The sequence below is a fragment of the Bradyrhizobium altum genome, assembly GCF_020889705.1.
Taxonomy (GTDB): domain Bacteria; phylum Pseudomonadota; class Alphaproteobacteria; order Rhizobiales; family Xanthobacteraceae; genus Bradyrhizobium; species Bradyrhizobium altum.
This window is the reverse complement of sequence record NZ_JACMYP010000171.1, coordinates 1-19,986: the sequence shown is the minus strand read 5'-3', so window position 1 is coordinate 19,986 and position 19,986 is coordinate 1. Positions and strand designations below refer to the sequence as shown.

The window sequence follows — 19,986 nt, the reverse complement described above, 5'->3', positions numbered from 1 at the left end:
CTATGACGCCTGTCTCGGGATGGCCGCTGTGCTCGAACACATTGTCCTGAAGCTCGCCGAGAGCCCCCATCAGACCGGTGACCAGCCCCTTCGCCAGGCCCGCCGCAACCGCCGCGTTCTCCGCATGCATGGCCCACTGCTCCCATGCGACCTCGTCCGGACCGTCCCTCTCGCGTTTGAGACGCGACAGCGGAAATGCTCCGGCGCGATCACGCGCGCCGGCACCACTGATCAAACCATCGCGCAGCGCCTGGGTTATCTGTTGAAATACCGGAGCCTCGACCGTGACGGCCCGATAGGCCTCTGGCACGGCGACCGTCGCCATCGCGAGCTCGAGGAGTGGCCCGATCCGCCCCGACCGAGCGAGCGCGATCGATCCGAGCTCCGGCAATCGGCCCGCAACTGCCTGCCACAGGAGATCATCGACAACATCGAAGTGCGCGCTGATACGCCGTGGCTCGTCCAAAACGGCTTCCCGCCCTTTCCTTCACGGTCATTCGACCGAGCGCTGGGGGTCGGACACCTCAGCGCTTGGCCGATTTAGAACGCGTTACCACCACTACAGCCAATGCAGCTTTAGTTTCGCTCCACAAGATGAACTTCCACCGGGAAACCCATCAGTTCAATGCGGCCCGCGATGGCTCGAAGACTCACTTTGCTAAAGAACGGAAGGCTTACCGTCCCGGACTTTTTGTATCGATCCCGCATGATCCCGAACACAACGGTAAATTCGCTCGGCACCGGCTTCGAACGCCCATCTGGCAAAATGACATCAAAGCCGGCCTTCTTCGACTTCGCCTGGCGTTTCTTGACTTCTTTGCGCAACTCGATCCGAAACTGCTCATCTCGAACAAAGGACTCGGCCGACACGACACCCTGATTCCATAGATGACTGATCGGAGCTGACGAGTGCCCGTCCTTCAGATGAATGAATTGCCTAGCTGTCGAAAGAAAATCACAGGGCTCGAGATTTGCGCCAAGCGCGCCTGCCGGTGAGAGCTTCACCTGATCGAGATTAAGTAAGTTCTTGTGTGCATCGAGCTCCGCGATGAACTCACGCTCATTCTGGGTGCTGGTCGACGCTACGAACGGCTTTTTCGCCACGAGCTTGAGCAAATCATTCTCTACGGCCGTATGAAATGTCTTATCAACCGCGCACCAGTCCCCGGAAAACAGGACGTAAGTATCACCCTTATGCGTCAGTTCATAGACGAAGCAATCATACAGCTTGCGCTTTTGCCTTTTGTCTCCCTGGCCATCAGCAATGACGCGGATTTCGTGGCTCGCGCGGAGCTCGGCCATATCGGCTATCTCGGCGATTTGTCCGGCCTTGAGTTCCTCAACATAGTCCTCGATCGCGATTTGCCCGTAGGCTTGCTTACGACCCGATTTCAGCCCTATCCCGAAATACCCCACCTCGACGCTCTCTTCCGGGCTCAGTATATCCGGCAACGTGATGTGAAGGTCCGATGCATTCCCCTTCACCAGTTCCTGCAGCTCGGCAAAGACTGCCGCGTCGAGTTGCTCGATAAGATCTTGCCGGCGAATCGGAGTCACGAAGTCGATGAAGCCGAAATCCTCCCTGTAATCCGTGGCGTGATAGAGCTTGAGGGCCGTCTTGCATTTCTCGATCACGTCGGCGGGTGACGTCTTGGTATGCAGCACCAGAGCGTCTTTCCCAGCAAGTGATCTTGCGAAGGAATTGTCCCTCGGCGATCCCGCGGCAAGCCTCAAGAGGTCGCGGTCAACGTCAATGCCGAATCCTCGCAGGTCGGCGTCCCGACTTGCCTGGATGCGCTTTTGAAATGTTGTGGCATCAAGCGTGGCAATATCCAGGCTGCGCAGATTCGAGCGTGCGACGGCGTTCAGAACAACTTTCAGGCCGAAGCTTCTTTCGAAAGCGTCGGGGTCAAGCGAATGATAAGCCGTTCCGAACGTGAGCGCTACGGTGCGCGTCGCCTTTCGTTTGTCCTCGGGCGGCACATCCAAGAACAACACAGCCGCACAACTCTGGTTTACCAGCGGTCGGAACTCCCCAACGGCAAACTCGCGGACGAATTTGAACCAAGTCGGCGGCACCGCCGGCGCCTGATCAACAAACAACCTTCCAGTTTCAGATGGCCGTTCCTCAAGCCCATGGCCGTCTCGGAGCGATTCATCAATGCTTCGCCCCTCTCGAAGAAGCCTCACGGAAAGGCTCATCGACTTGCTCGCTGTTCCTTCCTCGTCAGTCATTCGCGCGTCCTGCCCGGTGCTCGCAGCGAGGACACCTCGATTGACCTGAAGTGAGTTGGAAGAATGGAGGCCTGCTCTTACTGATCTGCATTGACGGCCTTGAGCCTGCCCAAGCTGGTCGCCAGCTTCGGACGCGCATTCCTAAAAAAATCGCGAGCTGCTGCACAAAACTGCGAAATGCCCATAGAGATCCTTAGCGACGATTTTCACTCCGGCCTTCTTCCTGGGGTTGTCCATGGCGCGAACCAGCTTGTTCGCCTTCGCCATGCTGCACAATCCATTCAATATCAGACCTTAAACATACACAACTTACAGTTTATGGCTGGACAAGCGGCAAGTCAAAGCAAAGTTGCGCCACTCGCGGACCGGCTGGGCGAGAACTCTTCGAGCAATCACACTGTTGGCCCACACACTTCTCTCAAGCCGGCCGGCCAGTTGTCAGCTACCCGACCTTGGCCCGCACTCCATCATCCTTAGCGATTCCACCAAAAGTAGCCGCGGACCGGCGCAGATTATCTGCAATTTTCTGCACGTATCGATTGAAATACGCAGCCTATCTGTGCCACAGCTAACGCTGTAGTTGAACCGTGCGCTCATGTGCGATTTTTACACCGATGCGATTGATGCGATACGCGTTTTAACAGCATAGAGCCAATGGATGTTTCGGCGCTGCTCGGCCCACGTGCGCGCAAGCTTTCTCGGATGAAACCATCCGGATGCCGCACACATTCCGAAGCCTTCGCGAAACGCTGAGCCGATCAGCACTCGTCCCGAGTCCCCGACCAGCAACAAACATGAACGAGATCGAAGGCGCGGTTGAAGGTGACTCCTTGCTTTGCAATTCGACTTCGTGAGAACACGACAGCTGGGGATGTCCCATGGAAGAAGAACTTACCAATCCACATCAGCAGCCTGCGGCCGTCGAAGACGGCATAGCTCTGTCGCTTTCGGGTGGCGGATATCGCGCTATGGTCTTTCACGTTGGAGCCCTTTGTCGGCTCAACGAGGTCGGTCTTGTAGGAAAGCTGACGAGGATTTCCAGCGTTTCGGGCGGATCCATTACTGCAGGTGTACTGGGCCTTCTGTGGGATGAGCTCCAGTCCAATAACGGCAAAACCGTAAAGTTCGAACTGTTCGTCGAAGGTTGAACGCCGCACGACCGTAAACCACGCGATGAAGACGGCTCGAGGCGCTTGGAACACAATCTCACGCGCACACCCTCACCTGTTTCCGGCCAGAAACCCATTTGAGAAGATGGGCCTGCAGTCCACCTCGCGCGAAACACCGCATGCTAATTTTGACGAGCTGACGGCATTCCGGGAGAAAGCGATCGAGTTGGGCTATCCGTCCTTGGCAACGGGAGTCCTGATCGGTTGGGAGTGGCTGCCGCGCAAGGCTCATATCTTCACCCGGTTCATGGCGGAGCACTACCGACCGGAAAGCCGCCCGAACCACGTCTACGTCATCAACTACAAGACGAGCAGAGGCTCATGGGAGCCGCTCTTCGACAAGAAGGGTAAGCCGCTCTATCCGCTGCTGGTGGCCGAGCTCGATGCCATGAAAGCGTTGCTGCCAACGGGCGGCCTGATGCTGCGTCGGGATGGCAGTAGTTTGCCCTGGAGCGGCAAGGGCGAGATGCTGACTCAAGTCGAACGCATCTCGAAGAAGATCATTCTTGCCGCTGGCTTGCGTCCTGAGCTGACCTTCACGTCGTTTGGTCGACACGGTGGGACTACCGAGGCGAGCGCATCCGGCCTCACGGAAACGCAGCTGATGAAGAAGGGCCAATGGTCGTCGACCAAGGCGATGACGCACTACCTTCATCACGACGATGAGGCCAAGCAGGACGCACAAATCAAGCGCATCAAGCGGCGCAAGCAAGCGGCCAGAAAGTGAACATTACGGAATGGATTCGGCGCTCTTGTCGGAATGGAAATCACGAAGTCCGATAAGTGCTTGAAATCATTGGAGCGAGTGAAGGGAATCGAACCCTCGTATTCAGCTTGGAGGGCTGATGCTGCCCTCGGACTCTTGCAATATCGGCTGCTGGTCACACCTGAACTCCAAGCATGGACCATATGGCAATCTGAATCGCGTCCGGCAGCTCGATGCGAGGACATTATCTTAACATGCGACAAGGCGAAGATTGTTTGTCGCGCCTGTAAGTCCAAACGGCACCCCGGAGACGACGACAGCCAGGTCACCAGATCTAACAAAGCCCTCATGGTGCGCGGCCGCTGTGGCGATCTGCGTCATCTCCTCATAGCCGGAAGGATCGCTGGACACGGCACTGTGCACGCCCCACGACAAGCACAAGCGCCGAGCCACCCTCTCATCCGGGGTAAGGGCGAGGATCGGCACGGGCGGCCGGCTACGCGAAATCCGACCGGCCGTCGTCCCGCCGGCCGTGAAACCGATGATGACTTTGGCACCAACCGTACTAGCAAGATCTGCGCCTCCGGCCGCGACAGCGTGGGCAGCGGTATTCTCCACGTCAGGTCGAGAAGCGTCAATGAGGGACCGATAGAGATGATGCCGTTCCGTGCTTTTGATGATGCGATCCATCATGGCAACCGCTTCGACCGGGTAGGCCCCGCTTGCCGATTCAGCAGACAGCATTACTGCATCGGCCCCATCATAGATGGCAGTCGCGACATCTGACGTTTCCGCGCGCGTCGGCGTCGGGCCCGCCACCATGGAATCCAACATTTGCGTTGCGACGATGACGGACTTTCCGGCAAGCCGACAGGCGCGCACCAGCTCCTTTTGCCGGCCAGGCACCTCCTCTGGCGGGATTTCGACGCCAAGATCACCGCGCGCCACCATAACGCCGTCGGACAAGCCAATGATATCGTCAATGCGATCGAGCGCCATCGGCGTCTCGATTTTCGCAATCAGACCTGCGGCCTCTCCGATCAGGGCGCGCGCCTCTATCAAGTCGGACGGTTTCTGAACAAAGGACAAGGCGACCCAGTCAACCCCAAGATTAATGCCGAACGCGAGGTCGGCCCGATCTTTCTTGGTGAGCGGAGATAAGTTGAGCATCGCCCCGGGTACGTTGACCCCCTTGTGGTCCGAGATCGCGCCTCCGACAACCACCTGCGCAACGATTTCTCCGTGTCCTGGCTCGGTGACGTTCAAGCGCACCCGCCCATCGTCAATGAGAAGCTCTTGTCCGGGATGGACGGCTGCGAAAATCTCCGGGTGGGGCAAGGGTATCGATTGCTTTTTTCCTTTCGTACCCTCGGTCACAAAGCGCACCGTTTCACCAGCACACAAAACCAGCCTGCCTTCTTCAAGGGAGCCGATGCGGAGCTTTGGACCTTGAAGATCCTGCAGGATGCCTATCGGCCGGCCGCATTCCCGCTCGAGTCCACGGATGCACCCATAGGCCTTGGCATGGTCTTCGTGGGTTCCGTGACTGAAGTTTAGCCGAAAAATATCTACCCCAGAAAGGTAGAGAGCACGTATCTTCTCAAGTCCGGCACTCGCCGGACCGAGGGTTGCCACGATCTTGGCGTGACGCGAGCGACGCAACGTATCCCCCATGTGAAAGAATGCGATCAACCTAGCGACGAAGTCCAACGTCCGAGGTTTAAGTGCCCCGTGCGATGGCAGTTAAGCAAGCCAGCGTCCCCTTCGTCGTTCAGCACCATGCGATAGATGCTATTGGCAAAGTGAATCCTGCTTTGAACCGGTCCACAACAACCATTGTTTCAATGCGCTTTATATCCGAACTCTCATTAGCAAGAAGCCGGGTAAACCGCTCGTAATCTTCCATATCGTTTACAGTAACCAGCAAGACGACGTCGGCCAGACCCGTAACGTAGAATGCGCTCATCACTTCAGGCATCTTGCGTATCTGGCGCTTTAAGCGATCAACGGTATCGGCTCGAGCACGCTCCAAAGAAATGAGGACCACCGCCGTCACATTCCGCCCAATTGCCTTTGCAGAAATGATGGAAACGTCGGCTTCTATTATACCCTTGGCTCGAAGGCGCTTCAGTCGACGCTGAACTCCGGATGCAGATAGACCGACCTTCTCTCCAAGTTGTTCACTAGAGAGACGATTGTCTCGCTGAACAACATCAAGCAGACGAAAATCGATCTTATCGAGTTGCATCACTGCCTCGCGGCCAGCGGATTGCGATCGGCCCGGGAAAGCAGACGACTGCGCAGCTCGTCCCGACATCTTCGGTTCGTCACCGCGCAGCCGACCTGTTGGACGATCAATTTCTGTCATATGCCCTGGAACACCTATCTAAGCTCTGCTCCTTGCAAGACATCGAAGAGCTGCGGCGTCGCTTTCCCCGCGGCTCAGTACACTCGAACCCGGCCGCTATCTTGTGAATCTGGCGGGCCGGTACCCACCTCAGCCAAGAGCTTGTGATGGGAAGCGGTCCGACCTCCCATCCCGTCAATCCGCGCGGTCGGCTCCGAACACATGATCCCTGCCAAGCCGGTGCGTGGACAGTCACGCTCCGGAGGCGACTGCTTTTTGCTCCTGATCAGTGGACAGCACCATTGCGTTGACAGTGCGATATGCGAACACGATGGCGGGACCGATTGTTATGCCTGCGCCGGGATAGATTCCGCGCATCGGCGAAGTCATGTCGTTGCCGCAGGCGTAAAGACCCCTTATTGCGTTGCCTTGTGCATCAAGAACGTTTCCGTAACTGTCGGTCGCCAATCCGCTCGCCGTGCCAAGCGTTGCCGGAACGATCGGCAACGCGATGAACGGTCCGTTCTTGATTGGTCCAAGGTTTGGATTTGCTCCCATCGTCGGATCGCCGAGCGTGCGGTTGAAAGCCGATTCCCCGCGCTTAAAGAAGGGATCCCGTCCTTGGGCGGCATGCGCGTTGTGTTCTTCGATCGTCTTTTGCAGCACAACGGGATCCAGTCCCAGCTGCTTTGCGAGCTCGGAAATTGTTCGGCCTGCCTTGATGTAGCCGAGGCGGACATATTTTCGGATGCTCAGTGTCCAGGGCCATGGCAGCAAGTGTCCCATGCCTCTCAATCGTACGAACTGGCGATCGCAGATGAAGTAGAACCGGTTATCCGCTGGATATCCGTTTTCAAACATTGCCAGGCAAATATCGTGGTACGAATTCGATTCGTTGACGAAACGTCTGGCATTGGGGCCAACTGCGATGACCCCAGGACGGCCGCGATCGAGCCAGCCGTACGGGACGACCTGCGAGCCGCCCGCGCGTTTCAAGATCGACACCGGGGTCCAGAAACCGGCGGATGCGACATTTTTGTCGATGGCGGCTCCGAGCGCGGCTGCAAGCCCAATGCCATCGCCCCTGACGTCGGCGTGGGCCAACGTAAGGTCATGCTGGTGTGCACCACTGAGGTCGGCCCTCAACTGCGCGTTCCCGGCAAAGCCACCAGATGCAAGAATAACACCACGCGCGACACGCACGCGAGTGTCCAGATTGAGCCGCTTGACAACGGCACCCGTGACGCGCGCGCCTTCCTTGCTGAGTTCGAGGGCTGGAGAAGATGGCCAGATCTCTACATCATACTTGCGCAAGCTCACGAGCAGCCGCGCGATCAGGGCATTACCTCCGCTGAGCTCAGTACCACGCCTGAAACTCAGTCGATCCCGTGCATAGCGGCTCAGGCGAGTTAAAACGTGCTTGAACGAGGCAACAGATTGGAACGGGTTGAGGAAGCTTCTTACCTCACTTGATGAGATCATCATGCCGCCGAGCAGAACCCGAATGGGGTCGCCAATCAGATCAAAGTCCTTGCCTAGAAGCCGCCCGTCATAAGGAGCAGGGCTCAGAGCACGGCCCCTGTCAACGCCGCCAATTTGGCTCGAGTGATAATCGGGCGTGGAGGCCAGCGTGAACTTGACGTCCGTCCCCTTCTCGAGCGCTGCCAGCGCCGGCGGACCGTCCTGAAGAAAGGCGTCGATGAACTCAGCGCGGTAGTATTGGCCAAGTTCATGCTGCAGATAGGTGCTGGCCTTGGCCATGGAATCATCGATGTTTGCCGCACGCGCCTGAGCAGAACGAGGAACCCAGATCATGCCATTCGACAGGGCTGTCGTTCCGCCAAGTCGCGGAGATTTCTCGCATACTATTACGCGCAGTCCGGCTTTTGCCGCAAAAAGCGCAGCTGACAAGCCCGCGGCACCGCTGCCGATCACCAGGACATCTGTTTCCCGGTCCTGCCCCGGCCTAGCCGCCTCTTTGGAGACGAAAGCGATCGGGTCAGGTTTAGCACGATTATCTTGCGTGTTCATGCGGCCTCGCTGCACGTGTTGCAGTGAACGTCAATGAGTTTGCGGAAGTGGAGCAGCTTTGAACTCCGCCACCGCTGCTTTCACCGCGCGCTCAATTGGAATTCTCTCGATTGACGATGCGCCAACAAAGCCGACACATTCAGTCGCCCGATAGACCTCGATCGTATCTTCAGGTTCGGCAATTGCCCCACCATGGCAAAGCGAGAGCACGTCCGGCCGGACGCTTCGCGCCGCCGCGTTGATCTCGTTGATGCGTCGGATCGCATCCTTTATGGATTGCCCGTCCTCGTGACCGACGAGCCCGCCCCGCGTTGCGCCGACATGGGGGACGATGCAGTCGGCGCCTGCACTTGCCATCGCCTTAGCGTCTTGCGGGCTTGCGACATAGGCGAGCGAGAAGATATTCTTTTTGCGCGCGCAAGCGATCAGTTCGACCTCGCGTTCAAAGCCGAGCCCGACGCGACCGCGGCGCTCGCGCCAGTTCTCACCCATCGTGGAGATCGTCGGATAGTTGATGACGCCGGAAAAACCAGCGGCCCAGAATTTGTCCAAGAGGGCGTCGAGGTCGAGCCGGAGAGGATCCCAAGCCTCGATGCCGCCGACCACCGGCACGGACGACACCACGTTACGAATTTCCGCCGCGAGCTCCAACGTGCGTGCGTTGGAATCGCCAATCCGGCTGGTCGGAAGTCCCATCAGACGCGACAGGCCGGTCGAGTAGACCACCAGCATGTCGGCACCTCCAAGAACGGCGCATTTGGCGACCAGACCGCAGCTACTTCCTGCTGCGAGAATCGCTTTTCGCTCCGCCACCTGTCCTTCAATCCTGGAAAGAATTTCACCTCGCTCAAACATCCGCATTGGATGAATCTCCTTGCGTGAGTTGTTCCAGGATCCAGGCTGCGGCAGCCTCGGCGAACTCACCATCGTTGATGTGACAGTTCAGGTCGCGTACCATCACGTGCGCGGGGAGACGTTCCTTGACCGCATCTAGCCAAGCCTTGTCGGCCTCGGGATCGTGGAAGATGCCGCCTTGGCGGTCGTAATCGGACACCCCTTTCGCGGGCCAAAGGACAATTGCAGGCCCTTTTGCTCGCGAGAGCCGTTCAGCCGTGAGGCGGCCAATGCTCGCATTCTCAGACGCAGTTGTGCGCATGAGCGTCGTGTAGGGCGTATGGGCGTGAAATCGGCGTCCACGAAACCGATCAGGAACGCTCGATTGCAGGCCAAAATTGACCATATCGACCGCGCCGGGCGCAATCACTTGCGGTATCCCTTGCTTCGACGCTGCTTTCAGTCGATCCGGGCCGGCGCTCGCGGTGCCTCCGACGATTTCGTCTGCGAGCTCTGTGGTGGTCAAATCAATGACGGCGTCGAATTCACCAGCCGCGATCAGCTGCTCCATTTTGCGGCCGCCCGCCCCGTTCGCTGGAAAGACGATCGCGTCGAGCCCACCATCGGCAAGCCGCGCTGCGCACTGATTTACCGCAGGCGTTGTCACGCCGAAGGCGGTGATCGCGACTATCTTCTTGTCTCGTCCAGGCTTGATGGGTGCATAGCGCATGGCCGCAACGGCCCGTCCGGCATTCTCGAGTACCCTTGTGGTAAAGACGTTGATGCCGAAGAGATCGACCAGCGTCGGATAAAGGATGATGTCATTGTGAGTGGCCAATTCGGCGAGTAGCGCCGGCCTCGCGCTGCTTACGAGAAACTTCGGAAAGCCATAAGGCAGCTCAGATACAACCTCGGCGAAAACCGCGCTTCCCTTGCCGCCCGCAACTCCGACGATCGCGCTGATCGTTGCCGATCCGAGAAGATCGCCAACCTTGACGCGCGTGCTTTCCGCGATCTGCTTCAGCAGTTCGGCGGGCGCCTTCGTATCGGCCTCCTTATCGCCGTCATCTCTCTTCGTCCCGACGTCAATGAGGATGGTCTTGCGACCGCACGCCTCGATGAGGTCCGCAAGGTAAGACGCCTCGCGGCCCTTTGTATCCAGCGTGGCAACGATCGCAACAGCGTCCCTGATGGCTCCGGTCGGCTGTCCAGAAAGCTTACCATCCCGGCCCGACCTCTGGTCGTCCGTGCAATGGGGCGACACGATCGTCCTCCCAGACCATTCCTTACAACAGACGGTCTAGACCCGGCTTTACCCGCGTATAAGATCGGTATGGTGACCAAATGGGTAAGATTGGGTAGAAGCGATGAGGGCGAGAGTTACTGGCAAACTTGCCATACACATGTCGGCCATAGCTAAAGGGCCACAATTGCAGGTCTACGCGCCGTCTTTGCGTAGCCTTCCAAACGGCTCCCTGCTGGTCATGGCGACCTTGCCGATCCTCGACTGGAACGAGTGTCTTTTGCGAGACCTGCGAAGCCTCAACAAAGCGACGTCCGCGCCTCATGTCTATGCGGCGATATTGATGATCGACCCCTTCGCGTGCTGGGAGGACATTGCCGAATCGTTGAAAGATGCCGGCATCGCCGGGGTTGCCAATTTCCCGCCCGCATCTTTGATCGAGCGGTCGGCGGCGGGCGTACCTATTGACACCGGACAGGAGCTCGAACTTCGGCGGATGGAATGGTTCACGAGCCTTGGATTCAAGGCGCTGTTCGCCATCGCCAGCGATTCTGAAATTACCGCGGCGGAGAAGCGACTTGGTGCCCATCTGGAGGGGCTCATCCATCTACCAGCGGAGGCTCTTACACGGACGATGAGTGAGGAGATGGAGCTGGTAAGCCTTGGCCTGCATGGATCGACATTACCGATGTTCGCGCTCTTGGATGGAAGCGCATCGAAACGGCAAACCTCAGCAACGTGACGAGCCGGACCGCAACTCTATGATCCGCAAGCTTCCTCATTTTCTGCAGAAGTTTTCTTATAAATCCATTAGGACCGGCCGCCTTTCCGCAAGATTCATACTTGCTCGGAAAATGCATTGTTCGGCTTAGCCGGTGCGGACGCGATCTATAGGCGGCTCAAGCCGCCTGATACGCGCATCAGAGAGCACAGATGGCTCGAGATCGGAGCGCTGGATCATGATGCGTTTCCACGAAATCGCATCATAATCTCATCTCTTTGTTTGAGCATGGTTTTTCGGAAAACCGATTTCCACTTTTCCGGATCATGCTCTTGGCTTTGCGACGGGGTCGCGGCATTCGGCATCCAGACAGCGCGCTTTCCAAAGGATGATCTCGCTAGCGTGTTTCAAGGCTCGGGAGGGCCGGATGCATTTGTCACATGCCGTCCGGCGCCGCTCGCCGTGAACACATTGGGTCAATGACTGTTCGTCGCCCCCCCCTTTTCGCTCACTGCGTTCGTGTAAGGCGCATTTTTCAGGGTGACTACTTGCCGTGGGCCGTCGATCTTGCCGGCAATTACCTCGCCATCACTGCTGCAAAAATGGCGGCATGGTGCCCGTCAAAAAAACACCGCTGCCGGATTTCTCCGGCAGCGGCTCAAGTCTCGGGAGAAAGCAGACGAACCGGTCTGCCAGCGGACCCAAGAGATCAGACCCAAGAGGTCAGAGCGGATTGTTGGTTGCCGATTGCTATTATTCAGACGATGGCCCGAGCGGTCACTGCCGCGAGACCCGCATCTGGGTAACGTTGGGTAACCGACCGTATAAGACGCAACTCTCATCCTGGTTTGACGCGTCAGCTACTTAGCCGCGTCGTGGAAGCACGAGCTTGCGGAGTCGCACGGGGAGAATAACAATGCTCGCCGGCACTCCGGTCCCGCGCGGCTGTCAAAGAGTAGCGGGCACTTCGCCGCCACGAGGCCGGGCTATAGGCCGGGCTAGCTTATTCCCAATCCAAAGGGAACTCGCGGCAAACACGCGCTCCAACAGCAACCGGCGATGTTTCGAAGAGAGATCTCAAGGGGCCCGATCGCTGACTTCGCTACCGACGTCAATCCCGCACTCGCATGCTCGCGGCGATGCATCGTGTCGGCAAGCTCATCTCATAGGGCCGCATTTAAGATGACACCGAGCCGGCAGCAAGTTGGACAGGCATTTCGACTGACGCATCCAGAAACGGAGCTCTCGACGCGCTATTCGATTCCGCCGCCGCCAGGGCGTCGACGGGCATTATCGGCTGTCCGGATCTTCTTACCAACAACGCGAGCAATCCAAGCCGATACCTTTTTCTGCACCACGCGCGTCTATATCAAGCGCGTTAGACGCCGGCGGTTCTCCGTTCAATATCGCTCCTGACAAAGCTCCACTATTTAATAAAGGCTAGCCGAGATCGATCCAGAGTTATTGTAACAGACAGAACGACGATGAGCCCCGTCACCATGATTTGCAGGTATGTATGCACGCCCGCGATATTGAGACCATTTTGCAGTACGGCGATCACCAGAACGCCAGTCAGGGTGCGATGGACTCCCCCCGCCCCTCCAGATAGCGCAGTTCCGCCCATGACGACCGCGGCGATCGCCTGAAGCAAAAGATCATCACCCATACGCGAAGTTCCGGTTGATGTTCGCGCGACGAGCAGCAAGCCCGCAACGCCGCAAAGCATTCCGCAGACAACAAAAGCGATCGCTTTGGTGCGAAGGACGTCAATGCCCGAAAGTCGCGCGGTGAGGCCGCCCCCTCCGATCGCAAACAGGGCTCTTCCGAAGTGGCTTCTCGCACCGACAAAAGAAGCCACAGCAAAAATGAGAAGCGCCCAAACTCCGGAGTTCGGAATACGCCCGATCATGGAGCCGGAAGCAATCCATGTGAGGTTCGGGCTTTGGAAAAACACATTGCCACCCCCGCTGATCCACGTCGAAATGCCGCCAAGAATAGTCATTGAGCCCAATGTGGCGACGAAGGACGGAAGCCGGAGACGAAGAACGAGCGTCGCATTTACAAGACCACAAAGCGCTCCCATGCCTGCTGCAGCGAAGGCTACCCCCGTTGCACCGACATCGAAGTCACGGATCAGAACCGCAGATGAAATGGCCACGAGCGTCACAATGGCTCCGACGGAAAGATCGAGCGCTCCCATAAGAATTACAAATGTAATGCCTGTTGAGACGATCAGCAGGATCGAGGACTGCCGCATCAGGTTGAAAAGATTTATCCAACTTAGAAAGCGCGGGTTGATCAGCGCGAATACCGTGACCATTGCCATCAGCAGCAACAATGGCCCGAGCGCATTTATGATAACACGGCGACGGTCATAAAATTGGGCGATCTGCACTTTCCCTTCTGCAACTGATCTCGACCCAGCCGTTTGCGGCTCATACCATGTGTTGGACAAGTTCCTGCTCCGTTGGCTTATTGTCGGCAGGCGCGCTGCACTCGAACTGAAGTTCTCCCTCTCGCATCACGAGGATCCGGTTTGACATTCCAATCAGCTCGGGCAGATCGTCTGTAACCAGAAGAATAGCTACCCCCTCCTCAGCCAAGTCCCTCAGAACGCTGTAGATCTCTTGCTTGGCGCCGACGTCGACCCCCCGCGTGGGATTGTCGAGGACAAGCACTTGAGTCTTTCGGGCCAGCCATTTGGCTATCACCACCTTCTGTTGATTACCGCCGGAAAGAAACTGGCAAAGCTGTGCTGGCCCTTTGCATCTCACACGCAAGCGATTGATGTACTTTTCGGCCAGGCGCCTCTCTCGGGAGCGGGAAAGGAACCCAGAGAGGCTCGAGACGAGCGGAAGCGAGGCCAACGACATATTTGCCTGAACCGACATGTAAGGCACGATGCCTTCGCTCTTGCGTTCCTTGGGTACGAAACCCACCCCACGCTTGATCGCCGCTTTTCCACGTCCGCGAAGCGGCAAGACTTCGCCGCCCAATTCCACGGTGCCGTTTAGGGGGAAAGGCTCAAAACCGACGACGGCCCTGGCAACAGCCTCTTTGCCGCATCCGACGAGACCTCCAAGTCCAAGGATCTCGCCTTTGCGAATCTCAAAACTGACATTCTTGACGTTTTGGCCGCTTAGACCATGAGCTGAAATCGCGATTGGCGCGCCGCCCAGGCTTAGCTGGCGCTTTTCCATGAAGTATTCGTCGTCTCGTATTCGTCCAACCATCGCCCGATGAAGGCTTTGTTCGGAGATCTCTTCTCCTGCGAACTCGCCGACATTTCGCCCATCCTTGAACACGTAAATGCGGTCGCACAGCTCCACATATTCCGCAAGACGGTGGGTGATAAGCACGAATGACGCACGACGGCGGTATCGACGAATTGATTCAAAGAGAATCTTGATCTCTCGCTCGCCGATTGCCGCAGTCGGTTCGTCGAGCAGGATGATTGGATGATCGATATGGAAATGCTCGGCCAACGCGAAAGCCTTGGCAATCTCGATCATCTGCCGATCATGGAAAGCGTAATCACCCGTGCGGCGGCGCGGATCGATGTAGCCAAGACCGAGATTTTTGAGATGTCTTTCGCTCACGGCTATCATCGCACCTCTGTCGACGATGCCGAGCCAACTGGTAAAGTAGGGTTCTAACGAGAGGAATATATTTTCGTAGACAGCCAGGCTCGAAATAAGGGCCTGTTCCTGGAAGACCATCGAAATTCCGGCCTCAACAGCATGAGTATAGCTTAGGGGCCTGAAGCTCTTACCAAATAGTCTCATACTTCCGGCGTTCGGTGCATGGATGCCGGCAATCATTTTGAGTGTGGTTGATTTGCCCGCCCCATTTTCGCCGGCAATACCAACAATCTCGTTGGGAAACACATCAAGATCGATGCCTTCGACCACGGCAATGCCATTGAAGCGTTTGGAGGCGTTACGCATTGAGTAGATCGGCGCGGACACACCATTCATTTCACGTCCTCCGCGCTCGCGCGTCGGGTGTTCAGAAGAACGGCGACCAGAATGACGGTTCCTTGGATGATTGCTTGCAGATAGGGCGGCAAGGCGAGAATGTTCATGACGTCCGAGAACGTCGTTATGAAAAGACCCCCGATGATCGTCAGGCGCACGTTGCCAGAGCCACCTGTAATCGCAGTTCCGCCAACGACCACCGCGGTGATCGTGTCGAGAGTCATATAACTGCCCATTGTGACTGTGGCGGATCCTAGACGCGCCGCCAACAGGACTCCGGCAAAACCGGAAAGAAGACCTGACAATGCGAACGCCTGGACTTTGATCGCATTGACCCTCACTCCCATGAGAGCGGCAATTTGCTCGTCGCTACCGATTGCGAGGGTCATTCGCCCAAAACGCGTGCGATCACCTACGAGGACCGCAGCCCCATAGATCACCGCCGAAATCAGCACCGCATTGGGGACCACATTCGCCAGTGCGCCCTGGGCCATATCGATTACGGCTGGGTCCGATACGGATAATGAGCGGCCATCTGAAATGAAGAGCACCGCTCCTGAAATGGTTGTTGCGGATCCAAGCGTTACCAGAATCGAGGGAATTCTGAGGTAGACATAAACCAGCCCATTGATCGCACCAAACGCCAAGCCGACCACGCATGCGATGGGAACCGACCATAAACCCAGGTCGGGCGATAGGCGCGCAACCAGCATACCGCAAAAGCTAGCAACAGCTCCGATGGACAGGTCGATCGAGCCCATCAGGATTACAAAGGTCGCGCCGATGGATGCGATCAAAAGGACAGAACTCGATAGTTCAATAGCCCTGATATTTGCGAGCGTTCCGAACGATGGAGCCACGAAACCAAACGCTACAGTCGCAATCATGAAGACGAAGATGGTTACGGCCCGCCGCCGTAACTCGCCATCGTTGCAACCGGCCCTCGACGCTTGTAGCATTTTTGCGATCCATCAAAGGCGAGGTAAACATGATGCCTCTCTCGATGGAGAGAGGCATCCACGGCGTCACTCGGGGATACGCTGTTGATAGTGATTGTTATACTCCGCCTTGAGCTGAGCGACGCAGCCTTCGTCAACGGCATCTTGATAAGCCTTCGGAAACTTATATCCGGCCGGCATACGAGCTCCCCAATAGGTCTTCACATCGATCGGCCATACATAGTTTTGAGCATCCCAATCGTTGGGATGAAGAACCCGCGACATCTTTCTCCAATCAAACGGAAGCTTCTCGCCGGCGAGAAATGCTTGATACTTGTCTACATTTTGAGCGGTTATCAGCGTGGCTCCCGTGTACATCATACGCTCACATGGACTCGGCTTAAACCCTTTAGCAACATCGTATGCACGCACCAACGCAAAACCCGCTTGCCACTGCGGGGTGAAGCCCATTGTCGCAAGAATGCGACCTTCCTTTACCAGCTTGAGGGTTTCTCGATTGCCATCTAGGCCGACGATCGGAATATGCATACCGGCGTCTTCGACGGCTTGCATCGCGCCCAGTGCAATCGAGTCGTTTTGCCCGAAGACAGCGTCAATCTTGGAGTGCGCCACCAATAGGTCTTCCATGACTTTGCGAGCGTCAACCTGATTCCATTTTCCAGGCTGGCGGGCGATGAGCTTGATATTGGGGTATTCGGCTAGAGCTTTATCGAAGCCCGCAGTTCTGGAGATGTCCGCATCAACCCCTGGAAAACCAGTAATGTGCGCGACGTTGCCTTTTCCGCCGATCTTGTCAAAAAGCAACTTTGCGATTCTATAGCTGTTTTCGACGTCATCGGGCGAGAAAAACGTCGCAAAAGCGTAGTTATCTAACCCCGCGTCCAAAGGATGGAAGCCAGGCAACGACTCCCAAACAGCAACATGCACCGCACCGACCTTCTTTGCCATCTCGACGATGGGCTTTATGTTCGCCGCAACGAGATTCTCGCCGAACGTGATCCTGACACCAGCGCCGAATTGGGCCTCATAGATTTCGATTTGCTTTGCGGCATCACCTTTGCCTGAAAGGATACGATAGTTCAGACCCAGGGCTTTTGCGGCCTGTTCGGCACCTTGCGACCAGTTGTTGAAATACTCATTTTCTAATGTCGACACTTCGGATAGAACGTCCTCGGCGATCGCGTTGCCGGCAGCTCCCAGAAATGCGACGGTCGCAAGAAAGTAAGTTGATATTTTCCACATTGATGCACCCTCCTCGTATTAGTTTGGTGTAGATGATTGGCCTTTCCTTCAATCCGTCTGCTAGCCAAGCCATAAACGTATTGGCGAGCGACGAATTCGACGCTCATAGCGTGTATGCCTAACGTCGGAACGGGCCATGGCGGCGACGCGCAGAGCTCCACAATGTGCCGCGGACATCACGATGGCCTGTTGTCGTCGACGACATTGCCCTGGTCACATCTTCTTCCAGTCTCCGATCCGCTCGAACGCGTGCGCCACCTTGTAGATAGTAGTCTCGTCGAAGTGGCGGCCAACAAGCATAAGGCCGACCGGCAGGCCATCCACCATTCCGCACGGCAGCGACATCGCCGGATGATGCGTGATGTTGAACGGAGCGGTGTTGGTGAACATCTCCGTCGCGCGAGTGATATAATCCTTGCGGCTGGCATCATGGGGAGGAAGTTGCGTCGCCGTCATGGGCGTCGTCGGCAGAAGAAGGAGATCGTAGTCCTTGAGGACCCTGTCGTAAGCTGCGTTCAGGCGACGAGAGACGTTGACGGCCTTGCCGTAGAAGCGGGGCCCGTACGTGTTGTTCACATAGGTGCCGAGCAACAGGAACAACTTGGCCTGCTCTGACAGGAAGTTCGCCTTTTGTCGCCAACCTCGATGGAAGTCCATGAGTGACAGTGAGAAGAGGTCTGATCGGCTGGTACCAAAGCCGTCGCCGAACATCATGGTCTGTGTGGCGCCCTCGGTGCCGATCGGCGTCCAGATTGCCGCGCCTTGCAGGTGCATTGGTACAGACACCGTCTCCACCGAGGCCCCAAGTTCCTTGAAGCGCTTGGCCGCTTCACGAACCACTTTATTGACATCGGCTTCCGCCCCCGGCTGCTCAAAACCCTCCTTCAGAACGCCGATCTTCAATCCGCTGACGCTTTGACCGAGCGCCTTCGTATATTGTTCGACTTTCGGCGCTTTGATGCGTGGATCGTATCCGTCGTCTCCGGCGATTACTTCCAATAGCAGGGCGTTGTCGGCGACCGTTGCGGTCATAGGGCCGGTGTGGTCGAGCGTCAGCTCATTGGGCATGATGCCGGTATAGGGGACAAGACCCCAGGTGGGCTTCATGCCGTAGATGCCGCAAAACGACGACGGCATCCGTATTGAGCCGCCCTGGTCGCCGCCGATCGCCATATCGGCTTCGCCAAGCGCCACGACAACGGCCGATCCCGAAGACGAACCGCCCGCAGAGTAACCCATCCTATGAGGATTATGCACCGGTCCGAGCGCACCAGTATGGCTTCCACCGGATGTACAAAAGCATTCGCAATGCACTTTACCTGCGATTTCGGCGCCCGCATCGAGCATTCGAGTGACAATGGTTGCATCGATGTCCGGAACAAATCCTTCGAGCGTCGCCGAGCCGTTCATCATTGGCACCCCAGCCAACATGACGTTATCTTTCAAAGCGACAGTCTTGCCCTTGAGTTTTCCGCTCGGTGCTCCCTCGACCCTCGCCTTGCGGTACCATGCGTTGTGCAGATTTTCTTCCGGCGGTGGTTGATACCCCGGGGTGCGTGGATATTTGACTGGAGGCAACTCATCCGGGACGGCTTCGATGTACCTGTAGGCCTCGAGGGATTCGTTGATAAGTCCGCGGAAGGAGACGATATCCTCATCGGTAAGTGAAAGACCGCATTGTGAGGCGACATCTCGCAACTGCGCGGGCGTGGGCGGGACAATTGACATTGGGCGCTCCTGTCATTTCAAGGGCAGACCCACTCTGCGATGGGCTCAATTCGGCAAGCCTAGTCGACCGTGGGTTGGCCGGACCTGACGTCGGCCGCCCACAGTGGGTAAATTTGGGTAATTTTGCCAAGAAAGTGGCGAGGCGGAGCAGAATTTATCACCCTCATGCCGTCTGAAGTTCTTGTTCGACGCCGGGCCCGGGGGCGCCGATGGACGAAGAGGAAATGCCATGCTGAATCGTAGATGCGACGCCACAACCGGCGCGGCAAAAGCCCTGTGTGCCGCCCTTTAGCCGCTGCCGACGTGAACGCATTAATCAAAAAAGAAGAGCAAAGGCGCGCGTTCCAGGCGGCAGGCTTGCTCGTCCGTTACGCGTCAGATCACATAGCAAATGAAGAGCCGAAGAACGCGTATGGCCCCATCCTATCGCCCCTCTCGTCTTAAAGAGGAGCAGCCTACAACTTAGGAAGTTCGTGAAAGCCCCTGAGCAAACCGCATCTTTAGGATTCTGCACCTGCAATTGCACGGGCCGAATGCTGATTTCCGCTTGAGTTCGTTACTCAATTTCCCGAACTGCGCGACGCCGCGTAGCTCGGTTCGGCCTTCAAGTTGGATTGGCAGATGAGTGATGATGCACGATCTTCCATGCGTCGCCCTGACGGCGCAGTACAAAGGAGAACCGCGCCGGTGTTGATTGCTGATGGCCTTTCGATGTCTGTGAAAAGGCATAGCTACCCACGACCAGGACAACGTCGTGCGCCAACGTGACAGAGTGCCAGACACCCATTTTCACA

The 19,986-nt window shown here is 57.0% G+C and carries 16 protein-coding genes; 3 read left to right on the top strand and 13 right to left on the bottom strand.

Features of this window, described 5'->3' with window-relative positions; genetic code table 11:
- Together H8B02_RS32000 and H8B02_RS31995 are read right to left on the bottom strand one after the other, a co-directional pair.
- A partial coding sequence (locus H8B02_RS32000) for a hypothetical protein (RefSeq protein WP_229169876.1) occupies nt 1-466 on the bottom strand: 466 nt, incomplete at its 3' end.
- 110 nt (nt 467-576) lie between these two features.
- The gene (locus H8B02_RS31995) at nt 577-2,235 is read right to left on the bottom strand and encodes a DUF6119 family protein (RefSeq protein WP_229169875.1); all 1,659 of its coding nucleotides are present in this window, start codon (nt 2,233-2,235) and stop codon (nt 577-579) included.
- An 878-nt stretch (nt 2,236-3,113) separates the two neighbouring features.
- Between H8B02_RS31995 and H8B02_RS31990 the strand changes: the two genes are divergently transcribed.
- Both H8B02_RS31990 and H8B02_RS31985 read left to right on the top strand, forming a co-directional pair.
- Nucleotides 3,114-3,383 carry a patatin-like phospholipase family protein gene (locus H8B02_RS31990; protein ID WP_376711734.1) on the top strand — a complete coding sequence of 90 codons (270 nt, stop codon included), beginning with the start codon at nt 3,114-3,116 and terminating at the stop codon, nt 3,381-3,383.
- A 106-nt stretch (nt 3,384-3,489) separates the two neighbouring features.
- Nucleotides 3,490-4,131: a site-specific integrase gene (locus tag H8B02_RS31985; protein ID WP_229169874.1), complete on the top strand. Its 642-nt coding sequence runs from the start codon at nt 3,490-3,492 to the stop codon at nt 4,129-4,131.
- Nucleotides 4,132-4,359: 228 nt separating this feature from the next.
- Here the strand turns inward: H8B02_RS31985 and pyk are convergent, their stop codons facing one another.
- From pyk to H8B02_RS31960, 5 genes are all read right to left on the bottom strand, one after another.
- Entirely contained in the window at nt 4,360-5,772 is a 1,413-nt protein-coding gene (gene pyk, locus H8B02_RS31980; RefSeq protein ID WP_229169877.1) for a pyruvate kinase, read from the bottom strand.
- Between the two features lie 109 nt (nt 5,773-5,881).
- The gene (locus H8B02_RS31975) at nt 5,882-6,358 is read right to left on the bottom strand and encodes an Lrp/AsnC family transcriptional regulator (protein ID WP_229169873.1); all 477 of its coding nucleotides are present in this window, start codon (nt 6,356-6,358) and stop codon (nt 5,882-5,884) included.
- Between the two features lie 351 nt (nt 6,359-6,709).
- Nucleotides 6,710-8,488, bottom strand: coding sequence for an FAD-dependent oxidoreductase (locus H8B02_RS31970; RefSeq protein WP_229169872.1), 1,779 nt, complete (start codon nt 8,486-8,488; stop codon nt 6,710-6,712).
- A gap of 30 nt (nt 8,489-8,518) precedes the next feature.
- The gene (locus tag H8B02_RS31965; RefSeq protein WP_229169871.1) at nt 8,519-9,349 is read right to left on the bottom strand and encodes a phosphoenolpyruvate hydrolase family protein; all 831 of its coding nucleotides are present in this window, start codon (nt 9,347-9,349) and stop codon (nt 8,519-8,521) included.
- Nucleotides 9,336-10,586 carry a Tm-1-like ATP-binding domain-containing protein gene (locus H8B02_RS31960; RefSeq protein ID WP_229169870.1) on the bottom strand — a complete coding sequence of 417 codons (1,251 nt, stop codon included), beginning with the start codon at nt 10,584-10,586 and terminating at the stop codon, nt 9,336-9,338. Before H8B02_RS31960 ends, H8B02_RS31965 begins: the two co-directional genes overlap by 14 nt.
- Nucleotides 10,587-10,752: 166 nt before the next feature.
- Here H8B02_RS31960 and H8B02_RS31955 point away from each other — a divergent pair, with 166 nt between their 5' ends.
- Nucleotides 10,753-11,307 carry a hypothetical protein gene (locus tag H8B02_RS31955; RefSeq protein WP_229169869.1) on the top strand — a complete coding sequence of 185 codons (555 nt, stop codon included), beginning with the start codon at nt 10,753-10,755 and terminating at the stop codon, nt 11,305-11,307.
- Between the two features lie 1,405 nt (nt 11,308-12,712).
- On the opposite strand, the gene H8B02_RS31950 is transcribed toward H8B02_RS31955, so the two are convergent.
- From H8B02_RS31950 to H8B02_RS31925, 6 genes are all read right to left on the bottom strand, one after another.
- Nucleotides 12,713-13,681 (bottom strand): ABC transporter permease, encoded by a 969-nt coding sequence (locus tag H8B02_RS31950; protein ID WP_229169868.1) that lies wholly within the window; start codon nt 13,679-13,681, stop codon nt 12,713-12,715.
- Nucleotides 13,682-13,721: 40 nt separating this feature from the next.
- Nucleotides 13,722-15,263 (bottom strand): sugar ABC transporter ATP-binding protein, encoded by a 1,542-nt coding sequence (locus tag H8B02_RS31945; protein ID WP_229169867.1) that lies wholly within the window; start codon nt 15,261-15,263, stop codon nt 13,722-13,724.
- Nucleotides 15,260-16,222 carry an ABC transporter permease gene (locus tag H8B02_RS31940; RefSeq protein ID WP_229169866.1) on the bottom strand — a complete coding sequence of 321 codons (963 nt, stop codon included), beginning with the start codon at nt 16,220-16,222 and terminating at the stop codon, nt 15,260-15,262. Before H8B02_RS31940 ends, H8B02_RS31945 begins: the two co-directional genes overlap by 4 nt.
- Nucleotides 16,223-16,288: 66 nt before the next feature.
- Nucleotides 16,289-17,464: a sugar ABC transporter substrate-binding protein gene (locus H8B02_RS31935; RefSeq protein WP_229169865.1), complete on the bottom strand. Its 1,176-nt coding sequence runs from the start codon at nt 17,462-17,464 to the stop codon at nt 16,289-16,291.
- Nucleotides 17,465-17,677: 213 nt separating this feature from the next.
- A complete protein-coding gene (locus H8B02_RS31930; RefSeq protein ID WP_229169864.1) occupies nt 17,678-19,192 on the bottom strand; it encodes an amidase in 1,515 nt (504 codons plus the stop codon).
- Between the two features lie 604 nt (nt 19,193-19,796).
- Nucleotides 19,797-19,986: nuclear transport factor 2 family protein (locus H8B02_RS31925; protein ID WP_229169863.1), on the bottom strand; the 190-nt coding region annotated here is incomplete at its 5' end.

Coding starts and splice junctions, on each gene's coding strand:
- H8B02_RS31995 (WP_229169875.1), bottom strand. CDS start 2,235: ATGACTGACGAGGAAGGAACAGCGAGCAAGTCGATGAGCCTTTCCGTG.
- H8B02_RS31990 (WP_376711734.1), top strand. CDS start 3,114: ATGGAAGAAGAACTTACCAATCCACATCAGCAGCCTGCGGCCGTCGAA.
- H8B02_RS31985 (WP_229169874.1), top strand. CDS start 3,490: ATGGGCCTGCAGTCCACCTCGCGCGAAACACCGCATGCTAATTTTGAC.
- H8B02_RS31975 (WP_229169873.1), bottom strand. CDS start 6,358: ATGCAACTCGATAAGATCGATTTTCGTCTGCTTGATGTTGTTCAGCGA.
- H8B02_RS31970 (WP_229169872.1), bottom strand. CDS start 8,488: ATGAACACGCAAGATAATCGTGCTAAACCTGACCCGATCGCTTTCGTC.
- H8B02_RS31965 (WP_229169871.1), bottom strand. CDS start 9,349: ATGCGGATGTTTGAGCGAGGTGAAATTCTTTCCAGGATTGAAGGACAG.
- H8B02_RS31945 (WP_229169867.1), bottom strand. CDS start 15,263: ATGAATGGTGTGTCCGCGCCGATCTACTCAATGCGTAACGCCTCCAAA.
- H8B02_RS31940 (WP_229169866.1), bottom strand. CDS start 16,222: ATGCTACAAGCGTCGAGGGCCGGTTGCAACGATGGCGAGTTACGGCGG.
- H8B02_RS31935 (WP_229169865.1), bottom strand. CDS start 17,464: ATGTGGAAAATATCAACTTACTTTCTTGCGACCGTCGCATTTCTGGGA.
- H8B02_RS31930 (WP_229169864.1), bottom strand. CDS start 19,192: ATGTCAATTGTCCCGCCCACGCCCGCGCAGTTGCGAGATGTCGCCTCA.